This is a genomic window from Massilia yuzhufengensis (assembly GCF_900112225.1).
GTDB classification, from domain to species: domain Bacteria; phylum Pseudomonadota; class Gammaproteobacteria; order Burkholderiales; family Burkholderiaceae_D; genus Telluria; species Telluria yuzhufengensis.
In genome coordinates this window covers 1-23,209 of the sequence record NZ_FOLD01000024.1, presented here as the reverse complement: position 1 = coordinate 23,209, position 23,209 = coordinate 1, and the positions used below count along the sequence as shown (strand labels likewise).

Sequence of the window (23,209 nt, the reverse complement as noted above, 5' to 3'; positions counted from 1 at the left end):
TCCAATGAAAAACGCTGCCGGGAGACGATCCCGGCAGCGTTTTTTTATGGTGGTGACGAAGGTTCAGGCCCGCGGACGCTGGCGATGGAACACCAGCGGGCTGTAGGGCACGGCCGAGGGCGGCGGCGCATTCAGGATATTGGTCTTCATCGCGCCCACCACGTGCATCTCGCAGGGCTTGCAATCGAAGCGCAGGGTATAGGTTTCCTTGCCGCTGACCAGGGTCATCGGCTCGGCCTTGACCTGGCCCTGCACACCCTGCACGCCCTTGGCCTGTTTCGGGCACAGGTTGAACGAGAAGCGCAGGCAGTGCTTGGTGATCATCAGCGACACTTCGCCCGCTTCTTCGTGCGACTCGTAGGCCGCGTCGATCAGCTGCACGCCATGCTTGTGGTAGAACGCGCGCGCCTTCTCGTTGTAGACATTGGCCAGGTAGCTCAGCTGCGGGTCGGGGTAGATGGCGGGCGGCTCGGCCTTTGGCTTGCGCGTCGGACGGTCGTAGCTCGCCAGGCGCGCGGCCTCGTGCGCGGCAATAGCATCGCGGCGCAGCGCGTTGATGGCGGCGGACGGGACGAACCACGGCTGCGACAAGTTCAGTTCAGTCGAGCCGGCTTCGAACATCGTGTTGCCGAGCTTGGCGATGCTGGTGCGCAGGGCCGCGTCGGCCTGGGCGGCCTGCTGGGCAGGCTGCAGGGTAATGGCGGCGTCGGTCACGCTCTCGACGCCGTCTTCGTCGCGCAGCGCCAGGCGCAGGCCGCCGGGCTGTTCGCTCAGCAGCAGGTCGACGCGCACGCGGCGCTCGGCTGACTTCTTGTTCAGCGCCGATTCCCACTGGTGGTCGCGGTTGCGGTGCATGATGGTGCCCACGCGCAGGCCAGGCAGGGCGCCGAGGATCTCGTTCGGGTACACGCGCCAGCGCTGGCCATCCTCGTTCTCGCCCAGCTTCTCGGCCTTGTTGGCCTGCACGCCGACGGTCTCGCGCTTGTTCATGTAGTTCAGGCCGTCGCCATTGGCCATGGCGGCGTTGGTGGCCAGGTCGATGAAATCCGGGCCGATGCGGGTGACCGTGCCCAGCTCCACGCCGATGTACTTGGGCGAATCGAAGGCGCCGATATCGTCCTGGCGGCCGAGCGCGAAGTAATCGGTATGGCCGCGGTGGAAGTTCTTGTCCACATCCGGCGTGAACAGCACGCGGGTGCTGCCGCTGGCGGCGCGCGCAAATTCCGGGCGGCGCTCCAGCAGCTCGTCGAGCAGCAGGCGGTAGTGGCCCGTGATGTTCTTCACGTAGCCCATGTCCTTGTAGCGGCCCTCGATCTTGAACGAGCGGATACCGGCGTCGACCAGCGCTTCCAGGTTGCGGCTCTGGTCGTTGTCCTTCATCGACAGCAGGTGCTTTTCGTAGGCGACCACGCGCCCCTGGCCGTCGCTCAGGGTATAGGGCAGGCGGCAGGCCTGCGAGCAGTCGCCGCGGTTGGCGCTGCGGCCGGTGTCGGCGTGCGAAATGTAGCACTGGCCCGAGAAGGCCACGCACAGCGCGCCGTGCACGAAGTATTCGAGCGGCGTATCGACTTCGGCGCGGATCTTGCGGATCTGCTCGACGGTGAGCTCGCGCGCCAGCACCAGCTGCGAAAAGCCGACGTCGCCCAGGAACTTCGCCTTGTCCACGCCGCGGATGTCGCACTGGGTGCTGGCGTGCAGCTGGATCGGCGGCAGGTCCAGTTCGAGCAAGCCCATGTCCTGGATGATCAGCGCGTCGACCCCGGCTTCATACAGCTGCCAGATCTGCTTGCGCGCCAGGTCCAGTTCGCTGTCGTGCATGATCGTGTTCATGGTCACGAAGATGCGCGAGCGGTAGCGATGGGCGAACTCGACCAGGGACGCGATGTCTTCCAGCGGATTGCTGGCATTGTGGCGCGCACCGAAGGCCGGGCCGCCGATGTAGACGGCGTCGGCCCCGTGAAGGATCGCCTCGCGGCCGATCTCGGCAGTTTTGGCAGGCGACAACAGTTCAAGCTGGTGATCGAGCAGAGACATGGCGGAATCCTTGGTGCGAAGGCCGGAATTATAGCCACATCGCGCCCCCAAGTCACTTCGGAGCCAACCAAGCCACTTCACACTTCGGGGTCAGGTCTGACATTTGGACACGACCTGAACTGTAGCGAAGCAGCTCAGGCAATCAACGCGCAAATTAACACGAGATTGCCATGAAATAATAAATCGCTCAGAGGAATGGTTTACGGCTGAGATCGTGTCCAAATGTCAGACCTGACCCCGAAGTTGGTTTTAGTCCAGGTTTTCGTGGTGGTCGGCGACGCCTTGCTTCCAGTAGGCGGAGACGCGCATGGCGTCTTTGCCGAGGCCTTTTTCGTCGCCGAGCAGGGCGCGGAGCTGTTTCGCCGTCGCGGCTTCGCCGCCGAACCAGGCGAAGCCGTCGCCGGCGGGCAGGGGGAGCGCGCGCAGGGCGGCGACCAGGGCGGCGTCGGTATCGACCCAGGTGATGTCGAGCTGGGCGATTGATTCCAGCGGGAGGCGGTCGGCGCCGGTGGCGGCCACGATGGCGGTGACCTTTGCCGTGGCGGGCAGTTCGGCCAGGCGGCGGCGGATGGCGGGGAGGGCGCTGCGGTCGCCGGCCAGCAAGTACCAGTCGTAGTCGCCGGCGATGATCATCGAACCGCGCGGACCTGCGATAATGGCGGATTGCCCGACCACGGCGGTTTTCGCCCAGTCGGAGGCGGCGCCGCTGTCGTGCAGGGCGAACTCGAGCGTGAGCTCGCGCGTGGCGGCGTCGTACCACAGCGGCGTATAGTCGCGCCGTACCTGCTGGCCGTCGGCGTCGATGATGAACTTGACGTGGTCGTCGAACGAGGCCGAGACAAAGCCCTCCAGCGCGTCGCCCTGGAAGGTGATGCCGACGAAGCGGTCGCCGAGCGGCGTGATGCGCGACACGGTAACGTCACGAATGCGCAGTTCATGGCGGACGCGCTGGATGCCTTTGCGATGTTGCCGTTCCATATAGAATCCAATTAGTTGATAATGTCACCCATTATGGAAAAAGAAGTTGATGATGTCAACCAGTTTTCGGCGCGTGAACCGGATGTGTTCGAAGCGATCCACGAAATCATGCACCTGTTCCGCGCACAGCATTACCGCTCGCTGCGCGCCACCACGCATGAGCTCACCCACATGGAAAACAAGGCGCTGGGCTACATCGCCCGACACCCCGGCGCTACCCAGCGCGACCTGGTGCAGCGCTCGGGGCGCGACAAGGCGCAGGTGACGCGCCTGGTGCAGGGTTTGCGCGAAAAGGGCCTGGTCGACGCCAGGGCCGATCAGGCCGACCGCCGCAGCACGCGCCTGTTCCTGACCGAGGCCGGCGCCGCGGTGCATGCCGAGCTGCACCAGGCCGGCCAGCAGCTCGCCACCCAGGCCCTGGCCGGCCTGGACGAGAACGAACGCCGCCAGCTCGGCGCATTGCTCGTGCGCGTCGGCGAGCAACTACGTGGCGCCGGCTAGGTCCAGGCGCGTAAACAGGCCGGGGTAGTGCAGCACCAGGGCGTCCGCATCGAGCGTGAGCTCGGCCTGGAATTCGCCGATCGGCCCTTCGTACCGCATGCGGCCATCGGGCAATGGCGTGTAGGCCTGGTCGGCGCGCCGCGCCTGCAGCGAGGGCACGGGGATGTAGACCACGGCAATCTCCGTGCGCCCACGCAGGGCAGCGCCGAGGCGCCGGACGGGCAGGGTGTTGGTGAAGGGCGTGGCGGCAATGTCGACGTCGGTGCAATCCGCCAGCTGCGGCTGGGCCACGCCGTCGCCGTCGCGCCAGTGGCCCTTGCCGTCGCTGGTGAGCACCAGCGAGGCGCCGCCAGCCGCATGCACCTCGACCGAGCGCACCTGCCAGCCATGGTCGCAGCAGATGCGGTAATGGCAGCCGAAGGGCCCGTCGCCGCAATCGCCGATGACCATGCCCTCGGCGACGATCACGTCGTCGCGGTAGTCCAGGCTCAGGTGTTCCAGCCCGGCAGCCTCCAGCGACTGCCAGCGGTAGATGCGCGCCATCGACCTCCCTCCATCGAACGGCTACGCTAGCACGCCGCGCAGGCGGGCGCAACGCGATTCAACGGAAGGAAAATTCAGTCGTTGCGCGGATAGCTGCGCCGCTCGTGGCGGCGGCGCTTCTCTGGCGCATCGACTGCGCGCAGGAGGATGTCGCGCGGGATGTGGCAATTGTCGAGGTAATCGAGGGCGAAGCGCAGGCCCCGGGTTTCCGCCAGGAAGAAGGCGTACTCGGCTGTTACTGCGGTGTCGTCGTCTCGTCGTCGTTGCGGCATGGTCAGCTTTGTGCCTGGTGCGCGGCGCGCACCATCGTGTCCGGGTCGGCAGAGGTCGCGCCTCCGCCTGGCCGGCACCCCCGATCTTGTACCGGCTTGTTGCCAATGTTACATGCATCGATGCTCCGCACAATGAAGATTGTGTGAGCGTTTGTTACAGCACAACGGCCGGCAAAGGCCGGCCGTTGACACACTTCGACCGCAATCTGCGGCTTTACTGGCGCAGGACGCGGCGCAGCGTGGTGGCCAGGTCTTCGGCCGAGAACTTGGCGACGTAGGCGTCGGCCTGGACGTTCTTGACGTGCTCTTCGTTGGTGGTGCCCGACAGCGACGAATGGATGATCACCGGCATGCTCGAGAAGCGGCCGGTCTTCTTGATGTTGCGGGTCAGGGTGAAGCCATCCATTTCCGGCATCTCGAGGTCGGTCAGCACCAGCGCAACCTTGTCGTGGACGGTCTTGCCCTCGGCTTCGGCGGTGTTGGCGATGCTGTTGAGCTGGTCCCAGCATTCCTTGCCGCTCTTGGTCATGATGAACGGCAGGCCCATCGCGTCGAGGCCTTGCTCGATCAGCGCGCGCGCGACCACCGAATCGTCGGCCGCGAGGATGACCGAACCGGGCTTGATGTGGATCTTCGCACCCACCGTCTGCTGGTTGATCTCCGGCGCCGAATCCGGGTTCATGTCGCGCAGGATGGTCTCGACGTCGAGCACCTGCGCCAGGCGGCCTTCCTCGCCATTCTCCACCGGCAAGCGGGCGATGCTGGTGACCATGCCGCCGCTGCCCGCGGCGCGCTCGGCCGACATCACCTGGCTCCAGTCGAGGCGCACGATTTCTTCCACGCTCTCCACGGCGAACGCCTGCGTGGTGCGGGCGAATTCGGTCACCAGCATGATGTTCAGGCCGGTCTTTGGCTTGACGCCGGCGATTGCCGGCAGGTCCAGCACCTGGATGATCTGGCCACGCAGGTTGACCACGCCGAGCACGTGCGGCATCGAGCCGGCCACGGCGGTGATCGTCGGCATGGCGACGATCTCGCGGATCTTGAAGACATTGATCCCGAACAGCTCGCTGCGCTCGCCGTTTTCATCGCCGCCAAGGCGGAACAGGAGCAGTTCGAACTTGTTGGTGCCCGTGAGGTTGCTGCGCTCGTCGACTTCTTGTTGAACCGATTTCATATTCCGCCGTTATAAAAAGTAATGCCGATAGGAAAGCATTTTACGTGCGAAAGACCGGCCAGCGTCAAGACAGCCGCACGTTCCGCGTAATTTTCCACGCCGGTACGGCGGGAAAACAACAAATCCGGCAATTCGATGCCTTATTGAACAGGCGCGGCGGCCGATACGCCGGGCTTGGCCGGGGCGCCGCGGTCCGGCGCGACGAAGGCCAGGCCTTCCTCGAACGAGCGCAGGATCATGTCCACGTAGGCCTCGACCATGGCGCGCTTGGGCAGCAGCTCGTCATAGGGCAGCAGCACGGTCACCATCAGCGCTTCCGGCAGGTCGGCGCGCAGCTGGGCCACGGCGGCGCGCCATTGCTCGAAGTTGTCCTGGCGCGGGTAGGTGATGAAGATGGTCGATACCAGTTCCGGGGCGCCGGACTCGGGGCGTTCCTGCTCGCCATCGATGACGATGCTGCGGGCGTCGACATCGCCCTCGCGCAGGGCGCGCACCAGCAGCTCGGTCAGGAATTCGTCGCGCTCCGAGGCCAGGCCCGCGCACAGCACGATCGAGCCCATCGGTACGTCGAGCGAACCCTGCCAGCGGCCGAAGCGCGACTCGCGCATCTGGCGCAGGTGGGCGCCGATGTTCGCGTCCAGCAGCGGCACCGGTTTGCGCCGGTTGCGCGGGCTGTTGCCGGAGGCGGAAGCCACGGTCTCCGCGATATTCGCGATCACGGTGCGCATGCGCACCTCCTGCGCCTTGTCGATGGTGCCGGCGCCCAGGTCCGACACCGCCATGCGCAGCCCCGGCAGCAGCACGTGGTCGCAGTAGCGCGCGAAGCTGTAACGGCGCACATAGGCGCGCGCATCCTTGGTCAGCTCGTCGGCCTCGCCGGCCAGCACGCGCTGGTGGAAGCGCTCGGCGTCCGACATGTTCGGTGCGTCGCCCAGCAGGATGGTGATCGGCGCCAGGCCGCGCACGTGGCGGCCGGCCACCACCAGGCACAGGGTCAGCGGGGTCGACAGCAGCAGGCCGACCGGGCCCCACAGCGCGCCCCAGAACAGCGCCGAGACGATCACCGCCAGCGGCGACAGCCCGGAACTGTGGCCATACACCTTGGGTTCGATGAAATTGGCCAGCACCAGCTCGAAGGCCAGGAAGATCGCCATGCAGGTCACCGCCAGCGACCAGCCTGGGTCGATCGCGGCCACGAACACGGCGATGATCGCGCCGGCCAGCAGCACGCCCAGGTAGGGCACGAAGCGCAGCACGCCGCTCAGCACGCCCCACAGCACCGCGTGCGGCACGCCCGCCAGCCACAGCGACAGGCCCACCACCACGCCGAAGGTGGCGTTGACGATGAACTGGGAAAAGAAGAAGCGCGAGACGCCCTGTGCGGCGTCGCCCAGGGTGCGGATGGTGCGGCTCACTTCGGCCTGGCCCGCCAGGCGCACCAGGCGGTCGCGCAGCGAGCCCTGTTCCAGCAGGATGAACACCAGCAGGATCAGCACCACGCCGGCTTCGCCGATCGGTCCCCACACCAGCGCGATCGCGCGTCCCAGCGTGTCCTTCATGGTGCGCGGGGTGCGCACCTCGACCGGCAGCGGCTGGTTCGGCGTCGCCACCAGGGCGCTGCCGCGCCGTGGCCGGACCGGCTCGACGGCGCTGCTCGGGGCGACGGCGCTCAGTTCGGCTTCGATGCGGGTGATCGGACGCTCCACCACTTCGCGCACCTTGGCCACCTTGGTGCGGATCGCGGCGCGGTACTGCGGCAGGTCGCGCGTGATCGTCACCAGCTGGTCGAAAAGCACGGCGCCGACCCCGCCCACGCAGGTGGCGACCAGGGTGACCGACAGCAGCACGGCCGGCATGCGCGCCAGCCCGACCCGGGTCATGCTGCGCACCAGCGGCGCCAGTACCAGGCTGAGGATCAGCGCCAGCGCCAGCGGCTCGAGCACTTCACGGCCAAAATACAGCAGGGCGACGACACAGGTGGCGCTGACGACGGTGCCCGCAGTCAGGCGCAGGGAGGGGGGCAGGGCATTCATGCAGGTGGTCGGCCGCTCGTGAAAAGATAACCGGATATGTATAAAGGAAAATGGCGCTTTCGCCAAGTGATCCGGGCTTGACCCGCCATATAAAGGCGCTCGCCGCGCGAATACGGGCAAATTCGCGCCATGGGCAAGGCATCCTGTCTTATGATGTTCGCAACATCAGCCCAGGGAGTGCCCGATGATCGATGGCGCCACGCATGATCGCAGTTGACGGTTTCGACTATGAAGCGGCGCTGGCCGCCTGCGCACGCGGCGAGCATGCGGCGCTGCGCCGCATCTACGACCAGGACAGCCGCCGCCTGCTTGGCGTTGCCTTGCGCATCGTGCGCCGGCGCCAGGTTGCCGAAGAAGTCTTGCATGACGCCTTCCTGAACATCTGGACCAAGGCCGGCAGCTTCGATCCGGCGCGCGGGGCCGGGCGTGGATGGATCTACAGCGTGGTGCGCAACCAGGCGCTGAGCCTGGTGCGCAGCAGCGAGCGCGAACTGCCGGCCGATGAGGCGATGCTCGACGAGTTCGAGGCGCACGCCTCGGGCGGCGCCGGGCTGGACGACGCCATCGCGCTGCGCCAGGACATGGGGCGCCTGCACGACTGCCTGGTCGGCCTCGATGCGGGCAAGCGCGACAGCATCCTGTTCGCCTACGTGGACGGCTGCTCGCACAGCGAAATCGCCGAGCGCCTGCAGTCGCCGCTGGGCACCGTGAAGGCCTGGATCCGGCGCGGCCTGAGCGCCTTGCGGGAGTGCATGGGATGACGGTGGACGAACTGGCAGGCGAATATGTACTCGGCACCCTGGCGGCGTCCGGGCGCCGCGAGGTCGAAGCGGCCATGGCGCAGGACCCGGAGCTGTGCGCCGCGGTGGCGTCGTGGGAAGCGCGGCTGCTGCCGCTGACCCAGGTCGCCGAGCCGGTGGACCCGACGCCGCAACTGTGGCAGCGCATCGCGCGCTCGATCGGGGCCGAACGGCCGCTCGCTGCGCCCTCGAGCTCCCGCTGGTGGAACCGGCTGGACCTGTGGCGGGGACTGGCCGGGGCCGGCTTCGCGGCGGCGGCCATCATGGCGGCGGTACTGGTGCAGGCGCCCTCGGCGCCGGCCGCGCGCTACATGGTGGTACTGGCCCAGCCCGACAACCTGTCGCCCGGCTGGGTGCTGCAATCCGCTCCTGGCGACCGGCTGCGCCTGCAGCCGCTGCGCGCCACTGCGGTACCGGCGACCCGCGCACTGCAGCTGTGGACCAAGGCCGATGGCTGGAGCAAACCCGTGTCGCTCGGCCTGGTGCAGCCCGGCCAGGCGGTCGAGGTGCCGCTGGCTGGGCTGCCGCCACTGCAGCCGAACCAGCTGTTCGAGATCACGCTCGAGCCGCCGGCCGGTTCCCCGACCGGCCGCCCGACCGGCCCGATCCTGTTCATCGGACGGGCCGTCAGGCTGGGCTGACCGGCCCACTGCTGCTTACCGCAGCGAGATCGCGATGTCGCGCAGGCCAAGGTTGCTGCCTGCCACCGACAGCGCCGGGGTGGCGGCGCCACCGGCCAGCGTGGCCGCGCCGGTGGCCAGGTCGACCCGGTACAGCGACGACGGGCCGCCGGCCGTGGTGCGCAGCGCCGCCAGCGCGATCCCGTTGGCGCCGCCGGCGATGTCGAAGCCGGCGTCGCCCACCACCGCCACGCCCAGCAGGCCGATGTTGACCAGCGTGCCGTCGTTCGGCGGATTCTGCAGCGCCAGGTTGTCGCTCTCGGTATCGATGTCGAACAGCTGGGTCGTGGTCGCGCCCGGGACGCTGTTGGTATACGCGGCGGCCGTGACCATCGGCGCGGCGCCAGCGCGGTTGATGGCGCCGTCGGTGGTGGTGGCGCCCGTATCGACATTGATGCGCAGGCTCTGGCCACGGTCGCTGATCACGCGCAGGCGGTCCGCCACCGGGTTGAAGTCGACGGCGAACATCGTGCCCACCATGCCGGTATAGGGGAGCGTGGTGTCGGCCGCGTCGGCGGCCAGGCTTGCCTTGACGGTCGTCATGCCGGTGGCGGCGTCGATGGTGACGATGCGCGCGGCCGAGGTGATCCCGTACAGCAGCCCGTCTTTCGGGCGGAAGTCGATCCCGACCACGGTTTCATTGGCGTTCAGGCCGGCCAGCGCGACGTCGGCGGTGAGCACGTTCGGCGTGGCCGGGCGGAAGGCCACGATGCGGCCGGCGTCGGTCAGCCCGAGCACCACCGGCGCAGGGGTGGCGCGCACCGCCAGGCCACGGATGTCTTCGCTCACGCCCAGGGCGCCGATCGCGGTGGCGGCTGCGGCGGTGGCGGACAGGTTGATCGAATACAGGGTGCGGGCGCCGCCCACGGTCAGCACGGCGTAGCCCATGTTGGTGCGGCCGTCGATGTCGAAGCCGTTCGCCGCGCCGCCATCCACGCCCAGCGCCACCGGCGTGGCCAGGGTGCCGTTGTTGGGCGGGTTCTGGACGTACAGGGTGTCGGTCGCGCTGTCGAGCGCGTACAGGGTGGTGGCCGAGGTGCCGGCGAAGGAATTGGTGTAGGCCGACGCTGTGACGGCGGTGTTGGCGGCGCCGCCGTTGATGGCGCCGTCGGTCGTGGTGGCGCCGGTATCGACGTTGATGCGCAGGCTCTGGCCGGTATTGCTCACCACCCGCAGGCGGTCTGCGGCCGGGTTGAAGTCGACCCCGAAGTCGGTGCCGGACAGGGCGGTGTACGGCGCCGTGGTGTCGGTCGCGTCGACGCTAAGGGTCGACTTCACGGTGGCGGCGCCGGTTTCCGGGTTGATCGTATAGATGCGGCCACTGCTGCCGACGCCATACAGCAGGCCGTCCGCCGGGCGGTAGTCGATCCCGAGCAGGTTCTCGCCCGCCTGCAGGCCGCTCACCGCCATCGTGCTGCGGATGGTGGCGGGGGTGGCGCGGTCGAAGGAAACGATCCGGTTGCTGGCAGTCAGGGCCAGCATGTCGCCGATGGACACCGCGGGCGGGGTGGGCGTCGGGGCCGGCGCGGGCGTTGCATTGTCGTTGTCGCTGCTGCCGCAGCCGGCGAGCGCCGCCGCGACGGCGGAAACAAGAAAGAGCCTGCTGAAAGTATGGTCGTTCATGGTCGGTGTCCTGTCGTAGGGTGGGTGGGTAATACCTGCTCTACGATCGGCGCGGCGTTTTGGATGCACTCCTGACAAAATTAATTGTTATGGAACGAAAAAAAGCCAGCCCCGCGGGACTGGCTTTTCATTATTCGGCGCCCGGCTGGCGGGCTGGCCGGGATTACTGCAGGAGCGACATGACCATCGACGACATGCTGTTCGACTGCTTCAGCATGGCGGTGCCGGCTTGCAGCAGCATCTGGTTCGAGGTCATGTTGGCGCTTTCGCTGGCGAAGTCCACGTCCATGATCAGGCCGGTTGCTGCCTTGCTGTTGGTGCTGATGTTCGACAGGTTGTTGTACACGTGCTCGAGGCGGTTGGCGGCAGCGCCCAGGCCCGAACGGACCTTGTTGACCGATGCCAGCGCGGTGTCGAGCTTGCCGATGGTGGCGTTGGCGGATGCGGTCAGTTCGGTACCGGTCGTGGTGGTCGTGTAGTTGGCGGTCGCGTTGCTCACGTCGGTCGCCATCGAGGTCATGTCGGTGCCCAGGTTGACGGCCATGGTTTCGCTCGACGATGCGCCGATCTGGAAGGTCATCGACGAAGCGACGGTACCGCCGACCAGCAGCTTGGTGCCGCCGAAGGTGGTGTTCTGCAGCACGTTTTTCAGTTCCAGGCCCAGTGCGTCGAATTCCGACTGCATGGCTTTCTTGTCATCGGTGGTCGACGACGCATCGGCCGACTGGGTGGCCAGGTCTTTCATGCGGACCAGCATGTTGCCGACTTCGTCCAGCGCGCCTTCGGCGGTCTGCAGCATCGAGGTCGAGTTCTGGGTGTTGCGCATGGCGACGCTCATACCCGAGGTCTGGGCTTTCAGGCGCGATGCGATCTGCAGGCCGGCAGCGTCGTCCATTGCCGAATTGATGCGGTAGCCGGTCGACAGGCGGGTCATCGAGGTCGACAGCGAGCTCTGGGTGCGGCTGATCGAGTTTTGTGCGGACAGTGCGGCGTTGTTGGTGTGAAGGCTCAGCATGATTTTGAATTCCTGTCAGTGTTCTGTTCGGTGGTGCGAGGCTTTCCCCGCTCTCACAGGTACAAGGCGACAGGTTTCATCATGTCATTAAGTGCCATACGGAAATTTTTTAAAAAAAGTTTTTCGATAACTAAAAGACAAGCATGTCAGATTGGTGTGGAGGCACCCTTTGCCTTGCCCAGCCACACCTGCAGCTGCGCCAGCAGCTGGCCGGTATCGACCGGCTTGGTCGCGTAGTCCGAGGCGCCGGCGGCCAGGCATCTGGAGCGGTCTTCCAGCATTGCCTTGGCGGTCAGGGCAATCACCGGGAGGTCGGCAAAGCGCGGGTCGGCGCGGATCCGGCGCGTGGCTTCATAGCCGTCGATGTCCGGCATCATGATGTCCATCAGCACCAGGTCGACATCCGGGTGGGCGTCCAGGTGCTGCAGCGCCGCTTCGCCCGACTCGACCGCGTCGACCTGCATGCCATTGTTTTCCAGCAGGCCGGTCAGCGCGAACAGGTTGCGGGCGTCGTCGTCGACGATCATTACGCGCTTGCCCGCCAGAAGGCCGGCGCGCCGGAAGCGCCGTTGCCGGGCGCCGGCGCCGCTTCGCCCGCGCTTGTGGCCGCCACCCGGGGCTGCGGCAGGTAGAAGGTAAAGGTGCTGCCGCGCCGCTCTTCGCTTTGCACCGTCAGTTCGCCGTCGAGCAGGCGCGCGATCTCGCGGCTGGTCGCCAGGCCCAGGCCGGTGCCGCCATAGCGGCGCGAGGTGCTGGCGTCGGCCTGCTGGAAGGCTTCGAAGATCAGCTTGCGCTTGTCCGGCGCGATGCCGATGCCGGTGTCGTGCACGCTGAAGGCCACCACGACGGCGGCCCCGGCCAGGCCGTGGTGGCCCGGGGACCAGCCCGAGCGGGCGACCCGGGCCGACAGCGAAATGCTGCCCTTGCTGGTGAATTTCAGCGGGTTCGACAACAGGTTGGTGAGCAGCTGCTTGACGCGCTGGGCGTCGGTATGCAGCACCGGCGGCAGGCCGGGGTCGAAGTCCATCGACCAGGCCAAGCCCTTGGCCTCGACCTGGTAGCGGAAGCTCTTGTCCAGCTCGTCGCCCAGGGTGGCGGTGGCCACCTCGCCGATTTCGACGGTGGCGCTGCCGGCCTCGATCTTGGACAAGTCGAGGATGTCGTTGATCAGGTGCAGCAGGTCGCGCCCGGAGGCGTCCATGACCTTGACCATTTCCAGCTGGCGCCCGGTGAGGTTCTGTTCCGGTTCTGGCACAGCTGCTCGGCGAGCAGCAAGAGGCTGTTGAGCGGCGAACGCAGCTCGTGCGACATATTGGCCAGGAAGTCGGACTTGTACTTGGACGTCAGGGCCAGCTGCTCGGCCTTTTCCTGCAGGCTGGCCCGCGCCTCTTCGATTTCGCGGTTCTTGCGCTCGACCTCGGCATTCTGCTCGGCCAGCTGGCCGGCCTTGCGTTCGAGTTCGGCATTGGTCTTTTGCAGCTCGGCCTATTGGGAGCGGAATTCGCCTTCCAGCGTCTCGGCCTGCTGGCGCAGCAGGGTTTCCGAGCCGGACGCGGTCTCGATGGAATTGAACACGATGCCCAGGCCCTCGGCCAGCTGGTCATGGCAAACGCGGCATGGCGTCCGCGTTCGCGAGCAAGGGGACGCCAGCCACAGTATTGTAGTCCCGATATGCCTTCATGGCACGTGGCGCGCGGCATCCGGCGCCGCGCAAGCGCTCAGTCGTGCAGGAACATCACGAAGCTGCGGAACTGTTCGCCGAGCCACCAGTCAGGGCCACTGCTGCCATAGCGGTGGTTGCGGCTGCCGGCCTGGGTTTGCAGCGGCTGGCGCACCGTGCCGTCGGCCTCGCGTACCGCCGCGTGGCCGGCTACCTCGGGCACGACCACCGTGATGTGCCCGGGCCGCCCCTCGGCTTCGCGGTCGGCGCAGATGACGGCGACGCCGCCGGCGTTGACCGCAGCCTGCAGGACGTCCAGGTCGGCCGTCCGGCGCCAACCGAACTGGGCGCCGAAATCGAGCAGCCATGCGTGCAGGTGGTCGGCGCGCATTTCCATCAGCGTGCGGCCATAGATCGGGGCCGGGCGCTCGCCGCGCGCGAATGCGGCCAGGGCTTTGGCGTTCCACCACACCCGGGGCAGGTAAACCTGGGCCAGGAAGCAATAGTCGGCCGCATAGATGTTGCAATAGGTAAGCGCGGTGGGGCGGTAGCGCGCGCTGCGCTCGACATCCATCCAGTCGGCCAGCCGGGTCAGCGCGGCGGCCTTGGCAGGACCGGATGCGGCGGGATCGCGCAGGGGCAGCCTGGGTTCGCCCAGCGGATAGGCATGCATGCCTGCGTTGGCCCGGGACGAGTTGCGATTGTCGCGCGCCAGGTGCACCTCGGGCACTTGCGGCAAGCTCAGCGCGTCGAGGCGCTCATGTGCGCGGGTGCGCCTGGCCAGCCCGTCGACCTCGACGTAGCCGATCACCGCGCCCTCGTCGAGCGCGACGCTGACCCGCAGCCAGCCGTGCCCGGCCTCGCCGAGCACCTCTACCGGGGTGCCGTACGGCAGCGGCGGGAAGGCCGCCGGCGCCCCTGCATTGGGCATCGCCAGCAGCGGCAATGGCAGGCTGGTGCTGACCACGCGGCCGGCCATGCGTGCACGCGCCCGCACGCTGCCGATCGGGCGGAACTGGCCGAAGTCGGCCCTGGCCTCGCAGCGCTGCCAGTCCGGTCCCAACGCGCACAGGTTCGCATGGTTGACGAACTGCTTCATGTCCCAGGCCGCATAGGTGCGCGATTCGCGCCAGCCGGTGGCTTCGGCCAGCCAGGCGTAGTCGACCAGGCCCGGCGCCTCCTTCAGGAGGCGGCAGGTGAGGCCGGAACCATACACGCCGATCTTGTAGCGCCCGCCCGCCTGGCTGAAGATGCGCCGCACGGCCTGGAAGTAGGGCAGTACGACGCGGGTGATTTGGGCCCGGCTGAAATCGGTGTCGACCGCAAAATAGATGGCCGAACCCGGAGGCTGCCCGACGGCAGCCGCCTGCTGCAGCGCCGTGTTTGCATCCAGCTCGCCGCGCGGGCCGCCGAAATCGACTTCCTGGCGCCCGCGGTCCTGGTACACCACCGCCAGGTCGATGCCGGCCGCTGCGATTTGCCGCGCTTCATCGGGGCGCAGCAGTTTTTCCCGCATCGTTGTCGTGCGCGAGTAATAGCGCACGACAAACGCGATCCCGGCAGCGGCCAGGCAGGAGGCCGATGGATGGCACCACCGGTTGGTTGAAATGCCGTTCGGCATGACGACTCCTTGCAAGGGACGGCAATCGGCTCGGCAGGATCAGGGAGTTGGGGCGTGTGGCAATTCTATGTGGCGGCAGCGGCTGCCGAACGGCTTGCGCCAGCTTTATTTTCGGCGTTGCGAAGATGCTACGGCAGAGTTGGGCGGGCCGGAATGAAGTTAACTAACTATCAAATTTTCTGTAGTATCGATCTGTTGTGCGCACCTGTTTCCAATTCGAATATACGGAGGATCTACGGTCACAAGACGGGCAGGGCAGGACGACATGTCGCCGAATGACTCGTTCAACCAGCTGATGGCCACACCGTCGGCGAACCTGGAGCAACGCGCCGCCGGCAACGGCTTGCCGTTCTTTTTCCGCGGCGGGATCACGGCGATCGACTACGAGGTCAATGTGGCCGAGGGCGGCGTCAAATTCAAGATTTCCGGTCCGGATGGGAAGCTGGCGGATTCGGTCGGGCTTGGCCTGCTGGGTGTCGGTCCAGGCTGCATCGCCATCGAGGAAGGCGACAAGGAATTCATCGCCGGGATCGTCTTTGGCGAAACCTCTGTCGTGCGGGCGCCTGACAACGAGGCGGTGATGGCGCAGGCGCGCCAGTGGATCGCCGAAATCGCCTGCCGGCGCGACGCCTACGCCTACCAGAAGTTCCCGAGCGGCCTGGCGACCTCGCAAAAGCCCGATTCCACCATTACCGCCCCCAACATCAAGGCGCGCTGGCAGGCCTGCCTCACGGCCCAGAAGAACGGAAAGACAGCGTTCGACAAGAAGGAATCGGCGGGAACCGACACGGACGCGCTCCACTATTTCATGTGGGCGTCGGACAACGGCAAGCGGCCGCGCGCTCGCAACCCGGGCGACCCGGCGGCCGACAAATGGCCTTATGACCACGCTGACAAGATCGAGCATGTCAACGGCCCCTTCATCGTCGACAACGTGGGCAGCACGCCCAAGGGGAAGGACATCCATATCTTCGTTTATAAGGGCGTTCCCTGAGAACTGGCCCAGCACGCGCCGCCTCCGTCCATGGGGGGCGCCTTGCCGCAGTGCGATTGATACGGCCGGGCTGTGCGCCTATGCCGCAGGGCGCAAACAACGGATAATGACGCCCAGATCAATTTTGAGCACTATTTGGAATTCCCCCATGGAAATTAAGGTTAACTTCCTCGACAAGCTTCGCCTCGAAGCCAAGTTCGATGACTTCACGGTCATTGCCGACCAGCCGATCCGCTACAAGGGCGACGGCTCGGCCCCCGGCCCCTTCGATTACTTCCTGGCCTCGTCGGCCCTGTGCGCGGCCTATTTCGTCAAGTTGTACTGCAATACCCGCGACATCCCGACCGAGAATATCCGCCTGTCGCAGAATAATATCGTCGACCCGGACAACCGCTACCAGCAGATCTTCAAGATCCAGGTCGAGCTGCCGCCGGATATTTCGGAAAAGGACAGGCTGGGAATCCTGCGTTCGATCGAGCGCTGCACGGTGAAGAAAGTGGTGCAGGCCGGCCCCGAATTCGTGATCGAGGAAGTCGCGAACCTGGATGCCGACGCCCAGGCCCTGCTGACCCTGCAGCCGGGTTCGGATTCACTCACGTATATCGTTGGTAAGGACCTGCCGCTGGAGCACACCATCGCCAATATGTCCGGCATGCTGGCCAGCTGGGGAATCAAGATCGAAATCGCATCGTGGCGCAACATCGTGCCCAACGTCTGGTCGCTGCATATCCGCGACGCTCATTCGCCGATGTGCTTCACCAATGGCAAAGGTGCGACCAAGGAAAGCGCCCTGGCCTCGGCCCTGGGCGAATACATCGAGCGTCTGAACAATAACCACTTCTATGCCGGCGCCTTCTGGGGCGAAGACATCGCCAATGCGCCCTTCGTGCATTACCCGAACGAGCGCTGGTTCAAGCCGGGCCGCAAGGATGCACTGCCGCCGGGCATTCTGGATGACTACTGCCTGGAGATCTACGACCCCGACGGCGAGCTGCGCGGCTCGCACCTGGTCGACACCAACTCGGGCAACGCCGAGCGCGGTATCTGTTCGCTGCCGTTCGTGCGCCAGTCTGACGGCGAAGTCGTTTATTTCCCGTCCAACCTGGTCGAAAACCTGTACGCCAGCAATGGCATGAGCGCCGGTAACACCTTGGTCGAAGCCCAGGTGCAGTGCCTGTCCGAGATTTTCGAAAGGGCGGTCAAGCGCGAGATCCTGGAAGGGGAGATCGCCTTGCCCGATGTGCCGCAGGAGGTGCTGGCGAAGTACCCCGCCATCCTGGCCGGTATCCAGGGGCTGGAAGAGCAGGGCTTCCCGGTGCTGGTAAAGGACGCCTCCTTGGGCGGCGTGTACCCGGTCATGTGCGTGACCCTCATGAACCCGAAGACCGGCGGCGTATTCGCCTCGTTCGGCGCCCATCCGAGCCTGGAAGTGGCGCTGGAACGCAGCCTGACCGAATTGCTGCAGGGCCGCAGTTTCGAGGGCCTGAACGATTTGCCGAAGCCGACGTTTGTCAGCAACGCTGTCACCGAGCCGTATAACTTCGTCGAGCACTTCATCGATTCCAGCGGCGTGGTGTCGTGGCGCTTCTTCAGCAGCAAGGCCGATCACGCATTCGTTGAGTGGGATTTTTCGGGGCAGGGTGAAAACTCGAATGCCGAGGAGGCGGCGACCTTGTTTGGCATCCTGAAAGAGATGGGCAAGGAAGCCTATGTGGCCGTGTACGACGACCTGGGTGCGAATGCCTGCCGCATCCTGGTGCCGGGTTATTCGGAGATCTATCCCGTGGAAGACCTGGTTTGGGATAACACGAATAAATCGCTGCTGTTCCGCGAGGATGTGCTGAACCTGCATCGCCTGGACGACGACGCATTGGGCGAACTGCTGGATCGCCTGGAGAATAGCGAGCTGGATGATTATGGCGATATCGCGACCTTGATCGGGGTCGAATTCGACGAGAACACGCCGTGGGGCCAGTTGACGGTGCTCGAACTGAAGCTCTTGATCAAGCTCGCGCTGAAAGACTTCGACGGCGCGCACGAATTGGTGGGCGCCTTCCTGCAGTACAACGACAACACGCTCGAGCGCGGCCTGTTTTACCAGGCGTTGAACGTGGTGCTGGAAGTGGTGCTGGACGACGAGATGGAACTGGACGATTACGTCGTCAATTTCCGCCGCATGTTTGGCAATGAGCGGATGGATGCGGTGCTGGGGTCGGTAGAAGGCAGCGTGCGCTTCTACGGACTGACGCCGACCAGCATGAAGCTGGAAGGGCTCGACAGGCACGCGCGCCTGATCGACAGCTACAAGAAGCTGCATGCGGCGCGGGCGAAGGCGGCTGATCGGGCGTAGTGAAAATGGCTTGATTGAAGAAAAAACTGGTCAGGACAAGGTAGGGAAGCCGGCTTCGCCGGCCGCGCGTTCAATTCACCAATGCACAGCGGCAGATCGCACCCTGGCTGGACGCGCGGCCGGGAAACCCGGCCACCCTACGTTTTACCCGCGCGCAGGCAGCGCGCCCAATCCCATGTGACGGTGGCGCAGCTCGGCTTCCAGATGTTGGAGTCTGAGAAGCTCGGGAACCCACCAAGGAACCCGCGATCGACACCATAGCCAATCCCGCACGGTACGCTCATCACGGCGCAGCCGGCGCGCCAGGACGGGCAGCGGCACGCCCAGGGCGTAGAAAGTGAATTCAGCTGGGTTGCCATAACGCAGGTTCGGGTATCGCATCAAACCTCCGGCATCGTTTCTGATTGAAAGTCAGGCAGCTAACGTTCATGTTCGTAATTGCGTATTCTTGGTAGTTTTGGGACAGTGTTGCATGCATTTACACCCTTAAAACTCGAGTTTCTCATTAATTCTTGTTGCGTTCGCAAAGTACCTTTGAGTGTTGCGCATGCGCTGGCGGGGAACGCAACACCTGTCGACCTTAATCCGGTGATTTCTGGCTCAGCTGTTGCGTGAAGGCGTCTGAGTGGTCGAGTCTGTTCAACAAGATCCCCTTAGCAGAGTATGACTTGGCGCGACATGGCCGCAATCTCCATTCTCTGTGGCGGTAGAAGGTTTTCCCAAAGCACCGCAAGTATCGCCACCCGCTTTTCCGAGACCTGCGGCATTCAAGCCGTGCTATGCTGGAAAAAGAGTCTACCCCCGACTCCCTCTGAATCCGTTTCCGATCAATCCTGTTCAGAGGTTCACATGGCCCAAGCCACCTCGCTCCAGCCGGGGCAAATCCGTCATCTTCTCCGCGTCACCGCGGCTACCAGCAGGCATCCAGAGCGAGACACCCTTGTTTTGCTGCTGGGCTTAACTGCCGGTATGCGCGTAACCGAAATCGCACAGATCGAAGTGCAAGACGTACTTTTCCCGTCTGGTTCGCTTCGCGAAGAAATTAGTCTGCGCGCCGCGATTACTAAAGGATGCCGGCAACGTTGTATCTACCTCAGCCATGCAAAGGCCATTGACGCAATCGATCAATACCTGAGCTACCGGGCTGTGCGGCGCCTGCGAACGACCAGCGAGCCGAGCCGCTACCGAGGCCTTGAGCCGGCGAGCAAGCTGATCCTGACACACAAGGGTTACAAGTTCCATCTCAACACGAAGCGCAGGGTGAGCTGGGCCGGCGAGCCAGTCGATTACTTGGCATGTGACAGCTTGCAATCACACGTCACAAAGCTGTACAGAGACGCCGGCATACGAGGCGGATCCTCGCACAGCGGTAGGCGCACGATGGCGTCAAGGCTGATCCAGCAAGGAGCGGATGTGGAAACCGTCTAGCTGCTACTAGGACACGCTGAGCTAAACCACGTTCGCCCATATCTCCAGGTGTCGCAACACCGCCTGGCAGAGATGTTCAGAGACGTCCTTTGACGGCAGAGTCGCATCACACGCCAGTATTGCGACCAGTAGCCATACGGTTGCGGTCGCCAAGTGAAATCTCGTCAACTTTTCATGGACCAGACATGTACGCACCTATAAAATTGCATAAATGAAATCTGCAGTGAAGAATATCAGCCCTGATCCAATGAATATTGACGTCACACTCGACACACATCAGTCTGTCTACCGCGAGCGCCTCCTTGAGCATCTGCTTGTAGGAGATCTGCTGAAATATTCCTGGCTGCACGCTGGGGCGAAGCTTGAGGTTTCGCAGCCTTCGATCGATCGATCGGGTCACGACGTAGTGTTGGAAGCAAACGGTGTGACGCGTCACGTTCAGCTGAAATCCTCATCGCACGCAGCAACGACCCCAGCTCAGAAGGTGCACCTTGGCCTCGCTACTAAGCCTTCTGGATGCGTGATATGGACACGCTTTGACAGAGTCACCATGGATCTCGGTCCGTTTCTCTTCTTTGGAGGCGAACCAGGACTACCGCTACCGCCGCTGGATGCCTTCAAAATAGCGAAGCATACGAAAGGGGACAAGAACGGGGTAAAGAAGGAGCGACCGAACCTGCGCATCGTCCAGAAATCGCAGTTCCGCGCAATCACCGACATTTCCATGCTCTACAGGGCCTTGTTCGGGGGCGCAGTTGTTATCAACTCATGAACCAGGAAAAAGGCCGAGCAGCACCTGGTGCCCCGCTCGACGGGGCTACGGCGCTGAAAAGCCGACGAGGTGTCGGACAGCGAGGAAAATGATGAGCCAGGACAGCGAAAATAGTAATGAGAAATCGTGGGACGAGTTAACCCGTCGTCCATTGAAGACGGTCACTCCTCAACAGATAGAGGCAGCCTTTGCGAAAGCCCTGCAAGAGCTGACTGAACAAGTCTATGACGTCGAACTGCTACGCATGGACTTGAGCAACGGGTCGGACGGCTGGTTCAGTGACAAGACTCTCATCGACTTTAAGGTGTTAAAAAAAACGCCAAAGGTAGACGGCGACCTGTTCGGTACCTAACAGGTTGAGGAAACGAAGCAGCGTGACAAGAGTGCGTAAGCATCCCATCCGGCCAATGCCGGCAACACAGCAGGAGAACCAATGAGTGAGTCGTTCAACAAAGACGAATATCTTACGGACTTGAAACGTCGGCAGAATCTGGTTACTGCCGATGAAGGTTGGATAACGATTCATGGCCCGTTTGAGTATGAAATTGCGTTGGCACGCTGCGCAAATGCGGTGGCCATCCTACAGTGGGTGCGACACCTGTCGGAGAAGACATGGGTTACCACCGAAATGATCGAACGGTTCGTTGCGGTAGCAAGCAGCAAGATCGACCTTGATATCGATTCGGTTCCCGCCTAACTCGTGGCGAAAACCCCGCACATCGTTTGTGCCCGACTGCTGGCCGGCGGCCAGCGATATGAGGACTAAAATGGCAAAGATGGAAGAGGGTTATTTTGATGAGAAGCGTGGTCTCGCCTTAGAACACGTTGACGGTGCTGCAAACGACCTCGCCGAAGCTAAGGCCTCGATCGCAGCCCTCGGCTACAACAGTCCAGCGCTGGTAGAAGCTGCTAAGGTCCACGATGCTTTTCGCGGAGTTACGAGTGCGGTGCGCTCAGCGCGGCGCGACTATGAAAAGGCGCGATGGGCGGCTGCTGATCTCAATCCACCGATCAGCTTCGAGGAATGGTTGACTAAACACGGCTACGATGATTTGCTCAATTGAGCAGGGAAGAGAGCGATGACGAAAAATCTGGAGCCCTCGGTCTCGGTCGATGTCGTGGTTGCAGGTCAAAGTTACTTGGGTAGTTACACCGTGGACGGTGATGTTCTGACTGCACGCCGGAATGGATGGACTGACAGTACGCAAGTCGGTGCAGCAGGTGCTGAGATAACAGCGAAGTCGCTTGTGCGTGGGCTTGTCAGACAATACAAAGACGCTGACTGAAAGCCAAGGAAAAGAGTCAAGCGGTATGAACTCAGTCGAAACCCTGTTATCAAATGCTGAACGCGCGTTCCTTGCTCGCCATCAGATAGCCGTGTCCCAAGTCGTCGACGCACGTGGACTGGGCAAGCAGGCCAGGAGCGACTTAATGCGTAGTCGTGCAGCCGTACTTGCGATCGGTGCCCCATGTGAGAAGCAGGGACATAGGCTGCGTATTAGCCCAGGTCACTGCGCGGTATGCGATCCAAAAAAGATTGCGTTTGCGCGGCGACACCGCGCGCCGGGCCAAGTTTACGTAGCACGCTCATCGGCAATGACGCTGACAAAAATCGGTAGCTCGGTCGACGCGAATGGCCGTGTTGCCCAACTTAACTCGGAGCGCTATGGGGGCGCTGTGGACTGGCGCCTGATCGGTGTGTGCGATTGCAACGAGGCGGGAAGGGTCGAGTATGAAGCGCATGCTGCTCTCGCGCAGTGTCGGGCTGAGGCAAGATATCGAAAAGCCGGGCTTCTGACCAATTGTTATGAGCTTTTCGCTTGCCCACCGGAGGTTGCGATGACCGTTGTACAGGCGCTTGTCGGACAAAGCACTTCTCGGCCAGTGGACCACGACCATTCTACGTCACCGAGGACCGCGAATGCTGACATAGCGCACTGGCGGAAAGGTGACAAGGTTTCCCATCCCAGTAGACCAGAATGGGGTATAGGGACTGTCTTGGCAAATGGCGATAGGGAGCGGTTGGAAGTTCGTTTCGCGAACGGAGGCGACCGAGTTCTGTGCCCATCGCTTTCGAATTTACAGCTCGTCGAGCAATGCGTACCTTAGCCCGACAATAGCAAGGAAAGCAAATGTCGAAGAATAAACAGCTTCTTGATGATCTTAACTATCTCGAATCGGCGGGGATGACCGTCGACCAGCTGCGCTCACTCCATCACTGGGCCGAGCGACCTGGATCCGAAGAGCGCGTCACCTTCAATTCAGCGCGAGACTATTTCGCTCGCGATCACGAAATGGGGAAGAACAATTCCGTGTTTGCGGAGCGGCTGCACTTCGTTGCCGAAGCACATAAACGCGATATGTCGAAGCTGGTCGAGCTGGCGGCTCGTACCTTCCCAGGCAGTGACATCGACTCAGCTTAAGATCCAGGAAAAGACCTAGCGTCGAATACGCGGGATTGACAAGATCGACACCATCCCAACCGCAGCGTGCTGCTCAAGAATGGAGTGCGAGCTCAAGAAGACATTCAGGAACAATAGAAACTCGTTGCCTGATGTCACTGCAATTCAGGAAGGACATACACCAGTTTTGACATTAGCGTGGTACGCGTTGCAAGACGGCTCAGGCGACGTGTGAGGTGTACTGTCAATAGCGGACACTCTTGTTTCAAGCTGCCTGCTGTTGCCTGCTGAATTGTTCAGCAAATAAAGCCGGCGGAATATAGCCG

General features: G+C 63.6%; 23 protein-coding genes. 12 read left to right on the top strand and 11 right to left on the bottom strand.

Features of this window, described 5'->3' with window-relative positions:
* Positions 1–63: 63 nt before the first annotated feature.
* Together BM031_RS17945 and BM031_RS17940 are read right to left on the bottom strand one after the other, a co-directional pair.
* Positions 64–2,034: a peptidase U32 family protein gene (locus BM031_RS17945; RefSeq protein WP_091875941.1), complete on the bottom strand. Its 1,971-nt coding sequence runs from the start codon at positions 2,032–2,034 to the stop codon at positions 64–66.
* A 249-nt stretch (positions 2,035–2,283) separates the two neighbouring features.
* Positions 2,284–3,012 carry a siderophore-interacting protein gene (locus tag BM031_RS17940; protein ID WP_091875940.1) on the bottom strand — a complete coding sequence of 243 codons (729 nt, stop codon included), beginning with the start codon at positions 3,010–3,012 and terminating at the stop codon, positions 2,284–2,286.
* Between the two features lie 33 nt (positions 3,013–3,045).
* Between BM031_RS17940 and BM031_RS17935 the strand changes: the two genes are divergently transcribed.
* Complete coding sequence (locus BM031_RS17935) at positions 3,046–3,513, top strand: MarR family winged helix-turn-helix transcriptional regulator (protein ID WP_091875939.1); 468 nt, start codon at positions 3,046–3,048, stop codon at positions 3,511–3,513.
* On the opposite strand, the gene BM031_RS17930 is transcribed toward BM031_RS17935, so the two are convergent.
* The 4 genes from BM031_RS17930 to BM031_RS17915 form a co-directional block, all read right to left on the bottom strand.
* Positions 3,496–4,056 carry a putative glycolipid-binding domain-containing protein gene (locus tag BM031_RS17930; protein WP_091875938.1) on the bottom strand — a complete coding sequence of 187 codons (561 nt, stop codon included), beginning with the start codon at positions 4,054–4,056 and terminating at the stop codon, positions 3,496–3,498. The two genes, BM031_RS17935 and BM031_RS17930, sit on opposite strands and share 18 nt — an antisense overlap.
* 74 nt (positions 4,057–4,130) lie before the next feature.
* A complete protein-coding gene (locus BM031_RS17925; RefSeq protein ID WP_091875937.1) occupies positions 4,131–4,328 on the bottom strand; it encodes a hypothetical protein in 198 nt (65 codons plus the stop codon).
* A gap of 214 nt (positions 4,329–4,542) precedes the next feature.
* The gene (locus BM031_RS17920; protein WP_091875936.1) at positions 4,543–5,505 is read right to left on the bottom strand and encodes a chemotaxis protein; all 963 of its coding nucleotides are present in this window, start codon (positions 5,503–5,505) and stop codon (positions 4,543–4,545) included.
* Between the two features lie 140 nt (positions 5,506–5,645).
* Entirely contained in the window at positions 5,646–7,538 is a 1,893-nt protein-coding gene (locus tag BM031_RS17915; RefSeq protein ID WP_091875935.1) for an AI-2E family transporter, read from the bottom strand.
* A 203-nt stretch (positions 7,539–7,741) separates the two neighbouring features.
* Between BM031_RS17915 and BM031_RS17910 the strand changes: the two genes are divergently transcribed.
* Entirely contained in the window at positions 7,742–8,299 is a 558-nt protein-coding gene (locus tag BM031_RS17910; RefSeq protein WP_091875934.1) for a sigma-70 family RNA polymerase sigma factor, read from the top strand.
* Positions 8,296–8,979, top strand: a complete 684-nt coding sequence (locus BM031_RS17905; RefSeq protein WP_091875933.1) for an anti-sigma factor — start codon at positions 8,296–8,298, stop codon at positions 8,977–8,979. Before BM031_RS17910 ends, BM031_RS17905 begins: the two co-directional genes overlap by 4 nt.
* A 15-nt stretch (positions 8,980–8,994) precedes the next feature.
* Here BM031_RS17905 and BM031_RS17900 read toward each other — a convergent pair whose 3' ends face one another.
* From BM031_RS17900 to BM031_RS17885, 5 genes are all read right to left on the bottom strand, one after another.
* Positions 8,995–10,641, bottom strand: coding sequence for a DUF4394 domain-containing protein (locus BM031_RS17900; protein ID WP_091875932.1), 1,647 nt, complete (start codon positions 10,639–10,641; stop codon positions 8,995–8,997).
* Between the two features lie 163 nt (positions 10,642–10,804).
* Positions 10,805–11,656 carry a flagellin N-terminal helical domain-containing protein gene (locus tag BM031_RS17895; protein WP_091875931.1) on the bottom strand — a complete coding sequence of 284 codons (852 nt, stop codon included), beginning with the start codon at positions 11,654–11,656 and terminating at the stop codon, positions 10,805–10,807.
* A 146-nt stretch (positions 11,657–11,802) separates the two neighbouring features.
* The gene (locus BM031_RS26060; protein ID WP_229409007.1) at positions 11,803–12,183 is read right to left on the bottom strand and encodes a response regulator; all 381 of its coding nucleotides are present in this window, start codon (positions 12,181–12,183) and stop codon (positions 11,803–11,805) included.
* Positions 12,183–12,911, bottom strand: a complete 729-nt coding sequence (locus tag BM031_RS26055; protein WP_229409006.1) for a sensor histidine kinase — start codon at positions 12,909–12,911, stop codon at positions 12,183–12,185. The genes BM031_RS26060 and BM031_RS26055 overlap by 1 nt, the downstream gene beginning before the upstream one ends.
* Positions 12,912–13,374: 463 nt before the next feature.
* Positions 13,375–14,937, bottom strand: a complete 1,563-nt coding sequence (locus BM031_RS17885; protein ID WP_091875930.1) for a glycoside hydrolase domain-containing protein — start codon at positions 14,935–14,937, stop codon at positions 13,375–13,377.
* 265 nt (positions 14,938–15,202) lie between these two features.
* Here BM031_RS17885 and BM031_RS17880 point away from each other — a divergent pair, with 265 nt between their 5' ends.
* From BM031_RS17880 to BM031_RS17845, 9 genes are all read left to right on the top strand, one after another.
* Positions 15,203–15,931: a hypothetical protein gene (locus BM031_RS17880; RefSeq protein WP_091875929.1), complete on the top strand. Its 729-nt coding sequence runs from the start codon at positions 15,203–15,205 to the stop codon at positions 15,929–15,931.
* Positions 15,932–16,079: 148 nt separating this feature from the next.
* Positions 16,080–18,281: an OsmC domain/YcaO domain-containing protein gene (locus tag BM031_RS17875; protein ID WP_091875928.1), complete on the top strand. Its 2,202-nt coding sequence runs from the start codon at positions 16,080–16,082 to the stop codon at positions 18,279–18,281.
* A gap of 849 nt (positions 18,282–19,130) precedes the next feature.
* On the top strand, positions 19,131–19,709 hold the full coding sequence (locus BM031_RS17870; protein WP_229409003.1) for a tyrosine-type recombinase/integrase: 579 nt from the start codon (positions 19,131–19,133) through the stop codon (positions 19,707–19,709).
* A gap of 223 nt (positions 19,710–19,932) precedes the next feature.
* Complete coding sequence (locus tag BM031_RS17865) at positions 19,933–20,481, top strand: hypothetical protein (RefSeq protein ID WP_218147622.1); 549 nt, start codon at positions 19,933–19,935, stop codon at positions 20,479–20,481.
* A 91-nt stretch (positions 20,482–20,572) separates the two neighbouring features.
* The gene (locus BM031_RS17860; RefSeq protein ID WP_143084636.1) at positions 20,573–20,833 is read left to right on the top strand and encodes a hypothetical protein; all 261 of its coding nucleotides are present in this window, start codon (positions 20,573–20,575) and stop codon (positions 20,831–20,833) included.
* Between the two features lie 81 nt (positions 20,834–20,914).
* Positions 20,915–21,178, top strand: coding sequence for a hypothetical protein (locus tag BM031_RS17855; protein ID WP_091875925.1), 264 nt, complete (start codon positions 20,915–20,917; stop codon positions 21,176–21,178).
* A 70-nt stretch (positions 21,179–21,248) separates the two neighbouring features.
* Positions 21,249–21,545, top strand: coding sequence for a hypothetical protein (locus BM031_RS25195; protein ID WP_143084635.1), 297 nt, complete (start codon positions 21,249–21,251; stop codon positions 21,543–21,545).
* Positions 21,546–21,792: 247 nt separating this feature from the next.
* Positions 21,793–22,590 (top strand): DUF3553 domain-containing protein, encoded by a 798-nt coding sequence (locus tag BM031_RS26395; protein ID WP_091875924.1) that lies wholly within the window; start codon positions 21,793–21,795, stop codon positions 22,588–22,590.
* 23 nt (positions 22,591–22,613) lie between these two features.
* A complete protein-coding gene (locus BM031_RS17845; protein ID WP_091875923.1) occupies positions 22,614–22,904 on the top strand; it encodes a hypothetical protein in 291 nt (96 codons plus the stop codon).
* Positions 22,905–23,209: the final 305 nt, after the last annotated feature.